The following is a 12,959-nucleotide window of genomic DNA, read 5'->3' on the forward strand; positions in this document are numbered from 1 at the left end:
TACCCATGTTTTGAACTTGTTAGGGTGACGATACATGGCTCTGGGCTCTGCCGCAGAGCTTTTTGTTTGTTGTGCTTATTGATACATCCTTGCCAAGCGCTTTTTGTCCCGCTTTAAGTTGATACCCGTAGCGCACTCTCCACATCCCCTCGCCACAAGCAAGCTTCAACTGCATCTAAGCGACGCTGCGACCCGCCCACCTTGCCTAGATTCTCAATCAAATGGTACCAGTCGAGAATCTCAAAGCGCTGTCCCTGGCGGTTTATCGGCTCAAACAGATTCCAGATGCCATCGTGGCCGTCACCTAAGCACACTAACAGTGAGGCTAACGGTTGCTGGTTTACCCATTCGACTAAGCGCTCGTTGTCTTGCCAAAACGCACTAACACAACCCTGATGCAGGTTTACCCCTTGTAGTCGCGCCACTCGCTCGGCTGCCCGATAGGGGTACGAAGCCGAACCTTGCCCCCGTCGAGGCTCATCTCCTTGATGCCACAGTCAACCTGAGGCGGCTCGAAGGTTTGGCGGTGCACTAATCGCTGTTGAGTGCTGCTCGAAACGCTTACCCCTGTGAGCACTGCGATGTCTTCAGCGGAGCGCTCGTACGACTCGTTGGCACTGACCAGTAAGCAGCACTTCTCTAGATACGGACTCCAGCGGGTTCGCGCTTTTAGCCCTAGCCGCCGACCTTGCTGTTCGCTGATGCTCAGCGGCCCGATAACGCTGGCGATGACTCGCTGCCGCCCGCTCGTTGTGCCACTTGCTGTGCCGATAAAAAATTGCCGAGCTCAGGACCGACGTGATTCAGTAGATGACCCCGCACCGCTTCCTCGATGCCTTCCAGGGTCTTCACTTGCTCGGGATTGGTCTCTTCATAGAGAATTCTGCTAACTCATGGGTCAGGGCCTTGAGCCGGGCTGCTTTGGTCGCATCCATTTATTTTGCTAGCCTCATCGTACTGCTCAAAGCTTATCGCTATTGCCCTGAGTCGGCGCTAGGTATTCTTACTCATCGCATAGCTGGGATGCACTCTCTGGATCGCGCCCCGAGTACGACTTTACCCAGCTCCCAGTTGTAGCCCGAGGCCCAGGGCGTAAACGATCCAACATCCAGCTGGATCGCGATGTAGCAGCCATGTTTCCCGATTCTGGAGCGGTCAATGAGGGATTGCGTCTACTGATGCGGCTAATCCAGCATTCACCATCTCGGCCAGATATACGGTCTACGGCTGCATCGAGAAAGGTATCGGATTAGCAAATAGTAGGGATGCTATGCGAGTCAAATGGGGAAGGTCTGTTATTGAAATTCTAGGTCAGATGTTATTCTGGCAGGAGCTTGACTATGAAGATATCATTCCCGTTTTGGAAGCGGCGACCAATTACTCCAACGCAGAAGTGCGAAAATTCGCCATTGGAATAGTCAATGAAGAGACGATTTAGGGCGTGGCCGACTTTATCGAAAAGCTTTCAGGATATTGCATAGAGAGCCTCCTATAGTTTCTTCCCTGGGGATTAACCCTCTCGGAAGAGGAATTGCGGGGCAAATAGATGTAGCTCCCATGACTATTCTGGAACTAAACAAGGGATTATGACGCTGGAATCGAGGCCGAGTAGTCCAGGCACCAGATCCTGCTTCTATCCAAGTTTTTTGACCTGCTATGCCAGCTGCCAGTAGGCAGGAATCGAAGATATTAGTCAGGATAGTCAAAACGGGCCATTGAGAAAGTGCTACGAAGCACAAAGTTTTCACAGCGGCTCAACCAGACCGTTAGACAGGAATTTGCAGTTGCCTCGCTCCTTTGAACATGATGACTAAGACAATCCCATTGGCCAGCCAGGAGGTGAGATGGTTCTTCGAGGGGAATGCCGATAGGTATCCAGCATTGAAGACCTGGTTTGAGACGGTGGCTCCTTTCCTAACCAGCTCTGACCTTGGCCTGCCGGTTTGGAAAGAACGATCCGATTGCTATTTACTTGTGCCTGGTGGCGACGATATGGGCATCAAATGGCGTGAGGGAGAGATGCAAATTAAGGGCCGGGTTTCTGCTTCAGGGCCGCAGGTGTTCTGCGGGAGGCATCAGGGGCTAGTCGAGCGCTGGGTCAAATGGTCCTATGCAGACCTCCCAGCTGCCTATCGACGGCTGTTTTTGGCCGAAACAACCGAGCTGATGACTGTCTCCGTTTTGAAAAAGCGCGCATTGCGCCAGGTCCGGTTGGATGCCCTTACAGCTGAGGCCGAAGAAGTCAGAGCGGAAACCTCTATCAGTCGGGGTTTAGAATTTGAACTGACAGATCTAGAAGTTGCTGGGAAGCCCTATTGCTCCTTGGCCTTCGAAGCCTTTCCTAGCGATTCCGCCATGGACGCTGTCTTTATACCAGCCGTCGAGGCTTTCCTCAGTAAGCTGACGGAATTAGCGCTCACTACAGCCAATTCACGGTCTTATCCAGCCTGGCTGAATAGGATTACGGCATGAGTTCAATTAAAAAGCGGCTGGCAAGGAGGCTTATCGCTTAGCCTGGTCTCGCCTATGGTTGCTGTACTGGCCATGGATATTCACCATGTAGGGGACGATATAGGTGATGGCGCCCGAAATCCAGCGGCTGCGCTGCATCCGGTTGTGCATTAGGGCGTTACCGTGATTGATGGCAAACAGGGCCGAGCCGACGATCAAGGCGACTCGAATGCCGGTGGGTGCCATCTCTGGATTGACTAAGCTGCGAATATATTCCTTCATTTCGCTCATTTGGCCGTCGCACTTACGCATAGGATCGCATAATTGCGCCTACAGCTGTCTAATCCTCTCTGCCAAAATGGTGCCCTCAGGCCATTTTTGACCTATGTCGGATTTGGCTCCTGCGGCGTACCGCATTCTCGGCAGTAGGGCAGATGTTTATAAGTGGAGTCGTGGCAGTTGGGGCATTCGACGAACTGGTAAAAGCCGCAGTGGGGGCAGTGAGCGTCTTCTCTGCGAATTTTTTTAGCACAGCGAATGCAGTTTCCTTTCTGCACCCGGCCCGCAGCCTGTACTTTGGGATTGAAGACCACCCGTTGAAAGAATTTGATGATGCCAAATCCAATCAGCGGAATGATCAGAATGTAGAGATAGGTGAGTAGAAAGAGGAGGCCGCCGAGCAAAGCCGCGATCGCTTCTGAAAGCACCTCGAATAGGAAACCCGCCTGAAGAAACTGAAAGACTTTGACGATCAGCGGAATGCAAAAGATCGCGAGCAGATGCCAGCTGATCAGCGAAACCAGCCCATAGCCGCGGCGCTGGCCGTAGCGGTGAACGGCTGACGCCATAAAAATCAACGGCACCAAAAAGATGCCCTGGAACAGGATTTGGATGCTGGGATACCAAAATCTTGCTCGCTGATAGCGGCGCTCTAAGGTCTGGAACGAACTATCTTCGTTCAAGTATTGCAGAAAGCGATCGCTCTCAGCCGAAGCCAGCAGCTGGGAGCGCAGTTCGCTTTGGGCTGCTTTGAAATCGGCAATTTTGCCCTCGTTTGTTTCGAGGGTTTGCCTTGCTTGAGCGGCTTCTACCGCATTGATGGACTGGTCGCGGGGCTGTCCGGCAATTTCTTCGAGCAGGGTCGAGTCATACTGCTGTCGAATGGTCTGATTGGCCGCCTCAAGTGCGGCAATTTCAGCTTGAATGCCGTCAATTTGGTCAAGGATAGCCCGACTCTCAGGCGTGCTGAGGGCATCCTGATAGGATGCGTATTGCTGACAAATAGCTGAGACGCTGCCCAAATGCCGATCATTCAGCTGCCGATACCGATCCTGACGCTGAAAGTTTGAATTCTGCTCTAGTAACGCATCGCGAACCGTATTATAATCTTTTAAGTCGGCGGTGCTGCTGCGATAGCTTTGCCACTCGGGGTAGCAGTCATAGGCCTGAGTGGGGCTGATGTACCATTGACCAATATCATTTAAACCGATAAAAACGTTGACTAGAATAAAGATATCAACCAGGACGATGACAATCAGGCTGACCTTGTTGATTGGCTCATCGTTGACGGTTCTAGATTTGTAGAAAAACCGTCTGAGCCGACAGCGGAGTCTGTTTAGCATGATAGATAGCGGCGTGGATAAAAGAGACGGTGTCGCGATCGCGGCAAGTCTAAATAGCTTAGGCAACGCTACCGCCAATCAGCCAAAAATCAGGCCACTCTGATAACTGGTAGCCCAGTTTCCAGAATAGATAAACTCAAAAACAGGCGGACCTAGCATAGCGAGTTCCGGAAAGTACAGCCGCTAGACCTTTGAGCACAGTGTACTGCCGATATGGCTGCTAGAGCTACTAGACTCCCAACCTCCAGCAGATTTCACAAATGAAAATTTCTGATTGACTGAGAGCGTGCTCTAACTTCTAAAGTTGAACTATGGCAGCAGAACTGACGATTCAGCAGGTGGCTCAGGAAACCGGGCTCAGCGTCCATACGCTGCGCTACTACGAGCGCTGCGGGCTAATTGCAGCGGTGGAACGAGCGACCAACGGGCATCGGCGCTACTCAGTGGCGGACATTCGCTGGATCGAGTTTTTAACCCGGTTGCGGCTGACCGGGATGCCGATTCGCCAGATGCAGCAGTATGCGATGCTGGTGCGCCAGTATCCAGAGACGGCCTATGATGAGCGGCGACAGCTGCTAGAAGCGCATCGGCAGACAGTTCTAGAACAAATTCAACAGCTTCAGGAGAATCTCGTCGCGATTGACTGGAAGATTCAGCATTATTCAGAACTAGAAGCAAAGGTACAAACCTATGGCACAGTCAAATCTTGATTTGGATTCACAATCCGAACGTTTTCAGCGCGGCTGGGAACAGCTTCAGGCCATCGATGGGGAAGCCGGGGAACAGGTGATTGAGGGCCTGAGCGAAATTGCGCCCGATTTGGCCCGCTATGTCATCGAGTTTCCCTTCGGCGATATCTATGCCCGACCAGGGCTGGACCTCAAGTCGAGGGAAATCGCTACAGTAGCGGCTCTGACGGCGTTAGGCAATGCCCGGCCCCAGCTCAAGGTACACATTCAGGCAGCGCTCAACGTAGGCTGCACCCGCGAAGAGATTGTCGAAGTGGTGATGCAAATGGCCGTTTACGCCGGGTTCCCGGCGGCGCTGAATGGAATATCAGCGGTTAAAGAGGTTTGCGAGTGACTCAAAAGCCCATGACTTAAGAGAAACGCAGCAGGATTCAGGAAAGGCTTGTCTCCGCCATCAACGCTGTAGTCGAACTTTTGAAAAAACTGCCTATGGCCAGAGTCATACAAAGGTGACGAAAAATAATTAAGGTTATCTACGCCGAGTAAGCGCACTGACCGCTAGATAGCTCATTTCTGTACTTTAAATCCCGGGAATTTCCGAGAGATTACATTTGAGCTCTTCAACGGAGAAATTGGTCATCTCCTGCCATTCTTTGATGGTGAAGGAAAAGCCTTTTTGGTTGGCCATTTTGACGAAAGATTCTACGTTAGGAGCGGTGTTGAGGGTTTCGCGCAGCGCCGGGTCTGTTTGAGCTTTGCGGTAGAGTTTGACAACCTGTTCTCTGGCCATGGGGTTCACCAATTCTATAGATTTGGACAAAAGAAACAAATAGACTAACGCGGCCTTTGATGGTTGGAGAGGCCCTCATCCTAAATCCTTCTCCCCTCGGGAGAAGGATTTAGGATGAGGGCGAACCCAGTCAGCCACTTCAACCTTCAACCGCTAGCGTAACCGCTTCATCAAGTTCGCTTTGTCTATCAGCCTAGTTTTATCCTGCCCAATCCACCCTTGTGAATCGTCAAAATTACGGAAGTTTTCTGAAAACGGGCCTGATAACATATCAACGAAAGTTTGGATATCAGCATTGAGCAATAGTCAGGACGTTTTAGGGCAGGGTTGGGGCTTTCCAATGCAGCTAACCGTGCAGGGAGGGCTTCAGCTCAGCCGCGATCGCCGCAGTCTGGAGGAGTCCATTTTCATTATTCTTGGCACCCGTGTGGGTGAGCGGGTCTATCGGCCCGACTTTGGCTCCCGGCTGCATGAGCTCGTCTTTGCTCCGCTCAATGACGACACCTTGCTGCTAGCTCAGGTTTACGCCCGCGATGCGATCCAGCAATGGGAGCCGCGGCTGACGGTTGAAGCTGTCACCGCCACGCCCGCGCCGGATGCCGCCAGCCTGAACATCACCGTCAGCTATCGGATCCGGCAGAGTCACCACCGGCACAGCTTAGTGTATCCGTTCTACCTTACCCCCGCTGAATAGCTGCCCCTATGGAATTTGACTTTCTGCCCAAGCTGCCCAACTCAAACCTGGACGATCGCACCTTTAAAGAGCTGGTCGAAGAATGTCTGCTGCGGGTACCGCGCTACTGCCCCGAGTGGACTAATCACAACCCCAGCGACCCGGGCATCACCATGGTCGAGCTGTTTGGCTGGCTGACCGATCAGATGATGATGCGGTTCAATCAGGTGCCGCGGCGAAACTATGTGGCCTTTTTAGAGCTGCTCGGTATTCGCCTCCAGCCCCCGGCCCCAGCCCGGACCGAAGTCACCTTTTATCTGGCAGCGAGTCTACCTAGCCCGTATGAAATTCCGGCAGCGGTGGAAGTCGCGACGGAACGCACCGAGACGACAGAGGCGATTGTGTTTAGCACCGACCGACCACTGACGATTGGCCTGCCCCGCATTCATCATCTGCTCACCGCTGATACCGCCGAGCGCATTCCCAATGTCTTACAGGATCGGCTGTCTACTCACTGGAACCGCCAGTCGGATGGCCGCTGGGCAGGCAGGGAGCAGGCCATCTTTAACCCTAGACCGCAGCCCGGCAACAGCTTTTACCTGGGGCTCGACCCGGAGCAGGCGCTAGCCGGAAACGTCATTGCGCTCAGCTTTGAAGGCGAGACCGCGACGCCGACCGGGATTCGCCCCGAAGCGCCGCCGCGCCGCTGGGAAGCCTGGGACGGTCAGGGCTGGGTGCCGGTACTGATGCAGGAAAGCGATGATGAGACCCGGGGATTCAGCTTCTACGACTCCGGCAGCAGCAGCGACGTACAGAAGGGAGAGGTAGTGCTGCACCTGCCGCAGCAGCTGCCGGTTACCGAGTTTGCCAGCTATCGGGGTCGCTGGCTGCGCTGCGTGTGCATTAGCCCGGCCCTGGGGACACCGGCCTACACTGGCTCTCCCCAACTGCTCAGCGTAGCGGCCCGCGCCATCGGCGGCACGATTGACGCTAGCCAATGCACCCTCATTCAGGATGAGCCGCTGGGTGAGAGCAGCGGTCAGCCCGGGCAGTCCTTTCAGCTGCAAAGTCAGCCCGTCCTACCCCGCAGCGAGGCCGAGCAGCTGGTGGTGATTTTGCCCACTGGCACCCAGCAGACCTGGCACGAGGTGAGCGATTTTGCCGACTCTGGCCCAGAGGACTGCCACTACACAATTGATTCCCTCACCGGCACGGTCCAGTTTGGTCCACTCATTCGCGAGCCGGGCCAGTTAAAAACGGCAACTCTGGCGCGATCTCAGCAGCAGTCCCACGGCACCGCCGTCCTGACTGCCACCCCCCAGCTCTTAGAGCGGCAGTACGGTGCCATCCCGCCCCGAGGTGCCCTGATTACGATGCGGGCCTACCGCACCGGCGGCGGCCAGCGCGGCAACGTGCAGCCCCACACGCTGCGGGTGATTAAGTCAGCCGTGCCCTACGTCGCGTCGGTGATTAACCACGGGCCAGCCTCCCACGGCGCTGATGCAGAATCGCTAGACGATGCGGTTTTGCGCGTGCCTCGGCTGTTGCGGACTCGCGATCGCGCCGTCACCCCCGAAGACTTTGAAACCCTGGCGATTGAGGCCAGCTATGGTGCGGTCGCCCGTAGCATCTGTCCCAGGCAGATCAATCATCAGCCCGGCGTGGTGACGGTGATGCTGGTGCCCCAAGCCAACTTAGCCAGCATTGAGACGGCCAACGGCATTCCCCCCGCCGCCTTGGACCTGACCCCTCAGCTCACCCAACAGGTGCTGAATTTCTTAGACGAACGTCGCCCGCTGGGATTGCAAGTGAAGCTGCAAGCGCCCGACTATATCGGCGTGTCGGTCAAAACTGAGGTCGCGATCGACCCGGCCTACGGGTCGCCCGAGGCCCAGCAGGCGATTTTGCACAACCTGCAGGTGGCGCTCTACCGCTTTTTGAATCCCCTCATTGGCGGGCGAGACGGTCGCGGCTGGCCCTTTGGTACCCCAGTCTATCCGTCGGACATTATTACTCTATTGCAAGGGATTACCGGCGTTCGCTATCTGGGCGCGGTGATGCTCTACGAGGTACGGCGTCAGGGTACCGACTGGGTGCGGCAGCTAGCGCCGGACAATGTGGTTAAGCCAGGGGCTCTAGGGCTGGTTTGCTCTTGGGCTGATGCGCAGCTGCGCTCGGGCCATACGATTAGTCTGATCCGTTAGGAGCACCGGTATGTCCCAGGTTAAAACCGGTCAGCTAATCAGTCTTGAACTCATCCCCATGCAGCTACCAGAGGCGGCAGTGGCTACCACAGCGGTCTTTTCTCGACAGGCCGAGCTACCGCAGTCATTACAGACCCGCCTGCGCCTGCAGCCCGGTGAATTTAGCGAACTCGTGGTGCGGGTAAAAAATCTTTCCGATGGGCCGCTCCAGCTCCAGGTTTCAGCGACTGGCGATTTTCCTGCTGACTGGTGGCAGCTGCGGACGGAGGGCTCGACCCTGCCCGCCCATCATCAGATGGAGGCGGTAGTCTATTTTGCGATCGCGCCCGATTTCTTCGAGCAGCCGCTTTCTCCTGAGCAGCTGCCGCTCCAGCTCGACTATACGGGTCAGCTCAAGGTCAGCGCGATCGCGCCCCGGGGAGACAGCCAGGAGCTGCTCAGCCCGTTTCAGCTGCTGGTGCGACCGCCTAGCCTGTACTTGGACTTTTTGCCCGATATCTACCGAAACGTGGACTTTGTCGGGCGGTTCCTAAAAATTTTTGAAACCGCCTTTGAGCCGACGGTGGATGTGCTGGAACATCTGTGGGCCTACCTCGACCCGCTGACGGCACCCCAGTCGATGCTGCCCTTCTTGGCTCACTGGGTGGGCTGGTCGTTTCAGGGACCGCTGAGCCTGGCCCAGCAGCGGGCATTGATTCGCTACGCCGCCGAAATCTATCGCTGGCGCGGCACCCGGCGTGGCCTGCGATTTTACCTGCATCTGGCCAGCGGCCTGCCCCTGGACGACCATCTGCCCGACGAATCGCAAAAGGCGATTGGCATCCATGAAAACTTTAGCCAGGGCCATGTCCTGGGGCAGACTGTGTTGGGTCAGACTAGCGTGATCGGCGGCAACCGACCCTATCACTTCAGCGTGCAGCTGCGCCCGCCAGCAGACTATTCCTTAGATGAAACCCTGATTCGCACCATCATCGACCAGGAAAAACCCGCATTCTGTAGCTACGATCTCGCGATCGTCCCCCGCCCATGACTGCTCCACTCCAACGCCTCCAGGTCAACGACGGGCTGCTGATTACCGCCGACCGCTGGCAGGTCGCCCACGGCTATCACCAGCAGCGCCAGACGATTCACTATGAAGCCCTGCACCAGGGCGGCATCGTCAGCGGACTGGGGGTCAGCGTCGGGCCAATTCCTGACGCGGCGGCGAGCAAATATCGCCAGCCGCGCTGGTTAACGATTCAGCCCGGTTTAGCAATCGATGCCCAGGGCAATCCGATCGTGGTTACGAGCTCAGAAAGCTGCTACCTCTCGGCTCAGCCGTCGGTAGAGACGACAATTTACATTGTTCTCAAGCATTCAGACCGGCTGGCCCAGGTCGATACCGACATTGTTCAGGAAGCGTTCCAAATATTAGAGAAGAACGGGCCTGCTGAGGACGATGAGGTGGAGCTGTGTCGGGTGCGGCTGACGCCAGGGGGAACCGGAATCACGCCCCCAGAAGAGGTCTTCTCTCCAGGACTGAATCAGCTCGATCTGCGCTACCGCCAGGTTGTCCAGCCCCGACCTCAGCTCACCGCCAGGGTCGCTGCCTGGTCCCGCCGCAGTGAGGCGATGCCTTGCTTTCAAGCCCTATTTAAGGCACTGCCGGGGCTCTATCCGGCGATCCGGGGTGAGATCGTGGCTGACGCTGGACAGAGCGATCTGAGTCACCTCAGCTATGACGAGTTTTGCCAGCTAGGGCATTCACAGCAGATCCAGATGGCGCAGTATCTGCGGCAGGGTGGGGTGCTGCTGGTCGAAGCCAATGCCGATTCCCTGGGCGAACTGTATCAGGTCGAAGCCGAACTCCGCAGCGCCATCGCCGCCCGGCGGCGGGGGAGCACCACGCCGCTACAGGCCTCCGCCGAGCAGGAACTCAGCGAGATCCAGGCCTGCATCGGTGAAACTGTGGCGCAGCTGGCGGCTCCGATTCGGACCTTTTTGGACAAAGAGGGGCTGACGGCCCATCCTACCGGCAGACTGGCGGCGGATCATGGAGCGCGATCGCACCCCTTTCGCTTCGGCCAGTGGCCAACGATCAACAGCCAGCCAATCGGCCTCTATGGCTGGGGCGGGCTGCTGCTGCTGGTCGGGCCGTTGACCCAGGGATGGGGCCAGAGTACTAGCCATTACGGGGACCCGGGAGAATGGTTTGACCTATCCCGAGAAGAAATCCGCAGCGCCCAGGAGCTGGGGATCAATCTGCTGAGCTTTGCGGCCCGCCGCCGCCAGCTCCACCAGTGGCTCATGCCCCATTCAGGCGCTGTTCAGTAAGCTATGGCTAAACAGATTCTCACCCAGCTCTCCAGCCAGACGATTTACCTGGGCACCGGCAACGACCAGTTTGAAGTCACCGTTCACAACCTCAGCGATTGCTTTGCCACCTTCGCCTTAGAGTTATCGGCCTCTGGTCTGGATCGCCAGGCTTCACCCGACTGGTATCGGCTGACCCCCGACCTGTCAGCCAAGATTCCAGCGGGCGACCGGGTCAAGTTTGTCGTTGACATTCTGGAAGTGCCGCCAATTCCAGGCGGCTTTACCGGCAAGATGAACCTGAACGTCCATGTCACCTGTCTGGAGCTGGGCGAAGAAGATCGGCAGCTGGTGAATCTGGTAGTGCCTGGCTCGGGGGCGCTGCCGCCGGTCTTACAGGTGACAAAGACTGCCTTTCAGACGGTTCCTGGCACGCTGGTCGAGATTCCTTTCCAGATTTACAATCCCAACCGCAGTACGGTCAATCTCCGTATTGCCCTCAAAGGGCTCCCCTATGTCTGGCTCACCGACGGCCAGGAGCGGCGCTTGCAGGTACCCAGTCAGGGAACCGTCCACGTGCTGTTTATCTGTCAGCCGCCGCTCTCCAGCGAGGCGCTGAGCCAGGTTTACCCCTTCGATATCGAGGTCAGCCAGGCCGAAGCGCCCACCGTCTACCAGTCGGGCACGCTAGACATTTTACCGACCGGCTGGATCGATTTTGGCTGCACCGCCGCCCCATTGACACCGGAATCCCTGGCGACTGGCCCAGCATCGACCCGCTATACCCTCGAACTCAGCAACCGCAGTAACGTCGATCAGACCGTAGCGCTCACCCTGGCCCGAATCGACGTGCCCTGGTCGGAGCGCCTGCGGGCAGTACTGCGACGGCAGCCCCCCAAGCCGGCCCCCACCACGTCGCATGTACTCCAGCTCAGTCCAGCTCAGGTCGCGCTCAAAGCCGGTGATATCGAGCAGAGTAGCTTGACTCTCCAACCCCAGCCGCCTTGGCTGGGCTGGCGACGGCGACAGCAGTTTCAGCTGCGGCCCCAGCTCCAGCAGACCGAAGTGCGGCCCCCAACCCACACCGTTGAGCTCATCGCAGCGCCCAAGATTCCAGTTTGGGTGCAGGGTTTGGGCATTGCAGCTCTGGCCCTCGGGACTATTCTCCCCGGCTACTGGCAGGCCGGTCATCGCGGCCCGGTGAACAGCGTTCAGTTTGACGGCCAGGCTAATACCCTGGTCAGCGCTGCCGACGACCACACGATTCACCGCTGGCAGGTTTCTCGCAACCTGCGCGACGTCGAGACGCTGAAAGATACGAACAAGGCCATCCGGGTGGTGCGCTATCGCCCGTTGAATAACGACTGGCTGGCCGCTGGCCTGGAGAATGGCGAAATTCAGCTCTGGGATCTGCTGTCATCGCGATCGCCCAAAACGCTGGTCTACCAGCGCGCCGATCGGGTCTTTGACCTCCAGTTCAGCCAAGATTCTCAAAGCCTGTTCAGCGCCCACGGCAGCGGCGACGTGCTGCGCTGGCCCCTGACCGATATTGCAGAGCCGGGCCAGCCCACCTTGCCAGACCAGCAGCATCAGTTTGGGTTTGCGATTCAGGCGATTACCCTGGTCGGACCGGCGGAAACCACTCTGGCCGTGGGCGGACGATTCAACCGACTGGTACTGTGGGATTTCGAACAGGACCAGCAGCACTCGATTGACTATCCTGCGGGCAATCCCAACCAGTACCTAACCAGCCTGACGACGGCAGGAAATAGACCCGACCGGCTCGCCACGGCAGATAACCAGGGCCGCATTACGCTATGGGATTTAAGCCGGTGCCTCAGCAGCAGTGAACCCTGCGATCGCACCGACCAGTGGACCGACGGCCATCGGGGCGAACCGGTCAACGCTGTGGCCCTGAGTAAAAACGCCTGCTACCTGGTCAGCGGCGGCGATGATGGCCGGGTCATGCTCTGGGCACTCAATCTCACCGGGCAGGTGATGGCTCAGCATCAGATCGCCCGCTCCCGTCAGCCGATCAACAGCGTTGACCTCGTCCAGCAGGGCCAGAATCTGCTGATCGCCAGCGGCGATAACCACCACCATGTCCGGCTATACCGCGCCAAAGACAACAACCCTGCCTGCCCCTAGCCCTTCCTAAGCCCTGCCCATGCATAGCAACTCCCCCATTACCCCCCAACCCGATCACCCGATCACCCGATCACCCGATCACTCCCCCAC

The 12,959-nt window shown here is 57.1% G+C and carries 12 protein-coding genes and 1 pseudogene; 9 read left to right on the forward strand and 4 right to left on the reverse strand.

Annotation, left to right across the window (positions count from 1 at the left end; all coding sequences use genetic code 11):
* Nucleotides 1-128: 128 nt before the first annotated feature.
* Nucleotides 129-882, reverse strand: a pseudogene (locus tag IQ241_RS25860) (ISKra4 family transposase); the annotation flags it as partial.
* Between the two features lie 388 nt (nucleotides 883-1,270).
* Here IQ241_RS25860 and IQ241_RS23535 point away from each other — a divergent pair.
* Together IQ241_RS23535 and IQ241_RS23540 are read left to right on the forward strand one after the other, a co-directional pair.
* Nucleotides 1,271-1,438: a hypothetical protein gene (locus IQ241_RS23535; protein WP_193911963.1), complete on the forward strand. Its 168-nt coding sequence runs from the start codon at nucleotides 1,271-1,273 to the stop codon at nucleotides 1,436-1,438.
* Nucleotides 1,439-1,806: 368 nt separating this feature from the next.
* A complete protein-coding gene (locus IQ241_RS23540) occupies nucleotides 1,807-2,472 on the forward strand; it encodes a hypothetical protein (protein WP_193911965.1) in 666 nt (221 codons plus the stop codon).
* A gap of 30 nt (nucleotides 2,473-2,502) precedes the next feature.
* On the opposite strand, the gene nrtS is transcribed toward IQ241_RS23540, so the two are convergent.
* Entirely contained in the window at nucleotides 2,503-2,763 is a 261-nt protein-coding gene (gene nrtS / locus IQ241_RS23545) for a nitrate/nitrite transporter NrtS (RefSeq protein ID WP_322743773.1), read from the reverse strand.
* 71 nt (nucleotides 2,764-2,834) lie between these two features.
* Nucleotides 2,835-4,073 (reverse strand): hypothetical protein, encoded by a 1,239-nt coding sequence (locus tag IQ241_RS23550; RefSeq protein ID WP_193911967.1) that lies wholly within the window; start codon nucleotides 4,071-4,073, stop codon nucleotides 2,835-2,837.
* Nucleotides 4,074-4,384: 311 nt separating this feature from the next.
* Between IQ241_RS23550 and IQ241_RS23555 the strand changes: the two genes are divergently transcribed.
* The gene (locus IQ241_RS23555; protein ID WP_193911969.1) at nucleotides 4,385-4,783 is read left to right on the forward strand and encodes a MerR family transcriptional regulator; all 399 of its coding nucleotides are present in this window, start codon (nucleotides 4,385-4,387) and stop codon (nucleotides 4,781-4,783) included.
* Nucleotides 4,764-5,156, forward strand: a complete 393-nt coding sequence (locus IQ241_RS23560) for a carboxymuconolactone decarboxylase family protein (RefSeq protein WP_193911970.1) — start codon at nucleotides 4,764-4,766, stop codon at nucleotides 5,154-5,156. Before IQ241_RS23555 ends, IQ241_RS23560 begins: the two co-directional genes overlap by 20 nt.
* A 186-nt stretch (nucleotides 5,157-5,342) precedes the next feature.
* Here IQ241_RS23560 and IQ241_RS23565 read toward each other — a convergent pair whose 3' ends face one another.
* Nucleotides 5,343-5,552 carry a Nif11-like leader peptide family natural product precursor gene (locus tag IQ241_RS23565; RefSeq protein ID WP_193911972.1) on the reverse strand — a complete coding sequence of 70 codons (210 nt, stop codon included), beginning with the start codon at nucleotides 5,550-5,552 and terminating at the stop codon, nucleotides 5,343-5,345.
* Between the two features lie 295 nt (nucleotides 5,553-5,847).
* Between IQ241_RS23565 and IQ241_RS23570 the strand changes: the two genes are divergently transcribed.
* From IQ241_RS23570 to IQ241_RS23590, 5 genes are read left to right on the forward strand one after another with little or no spacing between them, the layout of a single operon-like run.
* The gene (locus tag IQ241_RS23570) at nucleotides 5,848-6,246 is read left to right on the forward strand and encodes a GPW/gp25 family protein (RefSeq protein WP_228022034.1); all 399 of its coding nucleotides are present in this window, start codon (nucleotides 5,848-5,850) and stop codon (nucleotides 6,244-6,246) included.
* A gap of 8 nt (nucleotides 6,247-6,254) precedes the next feature.
* Entirely contained in the window at nucleotides 6,255-8,429 is a 2,175-nt protein-coding gene (locus tag IQ241_RS23575; protein ID WP_193911974.1) for a putative baseplate assembly protein, read from the forward strand.
* A 10-nt stretch (nucleotides 8,430-8,439) separates the two neighbouring features.
* Nucleotides 8,440-9,459, forward strand: a complete 1,020-nt coding sequence (locus IQ241_RS23580) for a phage tail protein (protein WP_193911975.1) — start codon at nucleotides 8,440-8,442, stop codon at nucleotides 9,457-9,459.
* Entirely contained in the window at nucleotides 9,456-10,742 is a 1,287-nt protein-coding gene (locus IQ241_RS23585) for a hypothetical protein (protein WP_193911976.1), read from the forward strand. Before IQ241_RS23580 ends, IQ241_RS23585 begins: the two co-directional genes overlap by 4 nt.
* Before the next feature lie 3 nt (nucleotides 10,743-10,745).
* A complete protein-coding gene (locus IQ241_RS23590) occupies nucleotides 10,746-12,869 on the forward strand; it encodes a WD40 repeat domain-containing protein (protein WP_193911978.1) in 2,124 nt (707 codons plus the stop codon).
* The last annotated feature ends 90 nt before the right edge of the window (nucleotides 12,870-12,959 follow it).

Source organism: Vasconcelosia minhoensis LEGE 07310 (genome assembly GCF_015207255.1).
In the GTDB taxonomy this organism is placed as follows: Bacteria; Cyanobacteriota; Cyanobacteriia; order Phormidesmidales; family Phormidesmidaceae; genus Vasconcelosia; species Vasconcelosia minhoensis.

Bases quoted from the DNA above. Each gene is read 5' to 3' on its own strand.
- IQ241_RS23555 (WP_193911969.1), top strand. From the start codon at position 4,385: ATGGCAGCAGAACTGACGATTCAGCAGGTGGCTCAGGAAACCGGGCTC.
- IQ241_RS23590 (WP_193911978.1), top strand. From the start codon at position 10,746: ATGGCTAAACAGATTCTCACCCAGCTCTCCAGCCAGACGATTTACCTG.
- nrtS (WP_322743773.1), bottom strand. From the start codon at position 2,763: ATGCGTAAGTGCGACGGCCAAATGAGCGAAATGAAGGAATATATTCGC.
- IQ241_RS23550 (WP_193911967.1), bottom strand. From the start codon at position 4,073: ATGCTAAACAGACTCCGCTGTCGGCTCAGACGGTTTTTCTACAAATCT.
- IQ241_RS23540 (WP_193911965.1), top strand. From the start codon at position 1,807: ATGACTAAGACAATCCCATTGGCCAGCCAGGAGGTGAGATGGTTCTTC.
- IQ241_RS23535 (WP_193911963.1), top strand. From the start codon at position 1,271: ATGCGAGTCAAATGGGGAAGGTCTGTTATTGAAATTCTAGGTCAGATG.
- IQ241_RS23565 (WP_193911972.1), bottom strand. From the start codon at position 5,552: ATGGCCAGAGAACAGGTTGTCAAACTCTACCGCAAAGCTCAAACAGAC.
- IQ241_RS23575 (WP_193911974.1), top strand. From the start codon at position 6,255: ATGGAATTTGACTTTCTGCCCAAGCTGCCCAACTCAAACCTGGACGAT.
- IQ241_RS23560 (WP_193911970.1), top strand. From the start codon at position 4,764: ATGGCACAGTCAAATCTTGATTTGGATTCACAATCCGAACGTTTTCAG.
- IQ241_RS23580 (WP_193911975.1), top strand. From the start codon at position 8,440: ATGTCCCAGGTTAAAACCGGTCAGCTAATCAGTCTTGAACTCATCCCC.
- IQ241_RS23585 (WP_193911976.1), top strand. From the start codon at position 9,456: ATGACTGCTCCACTCCAACGCCTCCAGGTCAACGACGGGCTGCTGATT.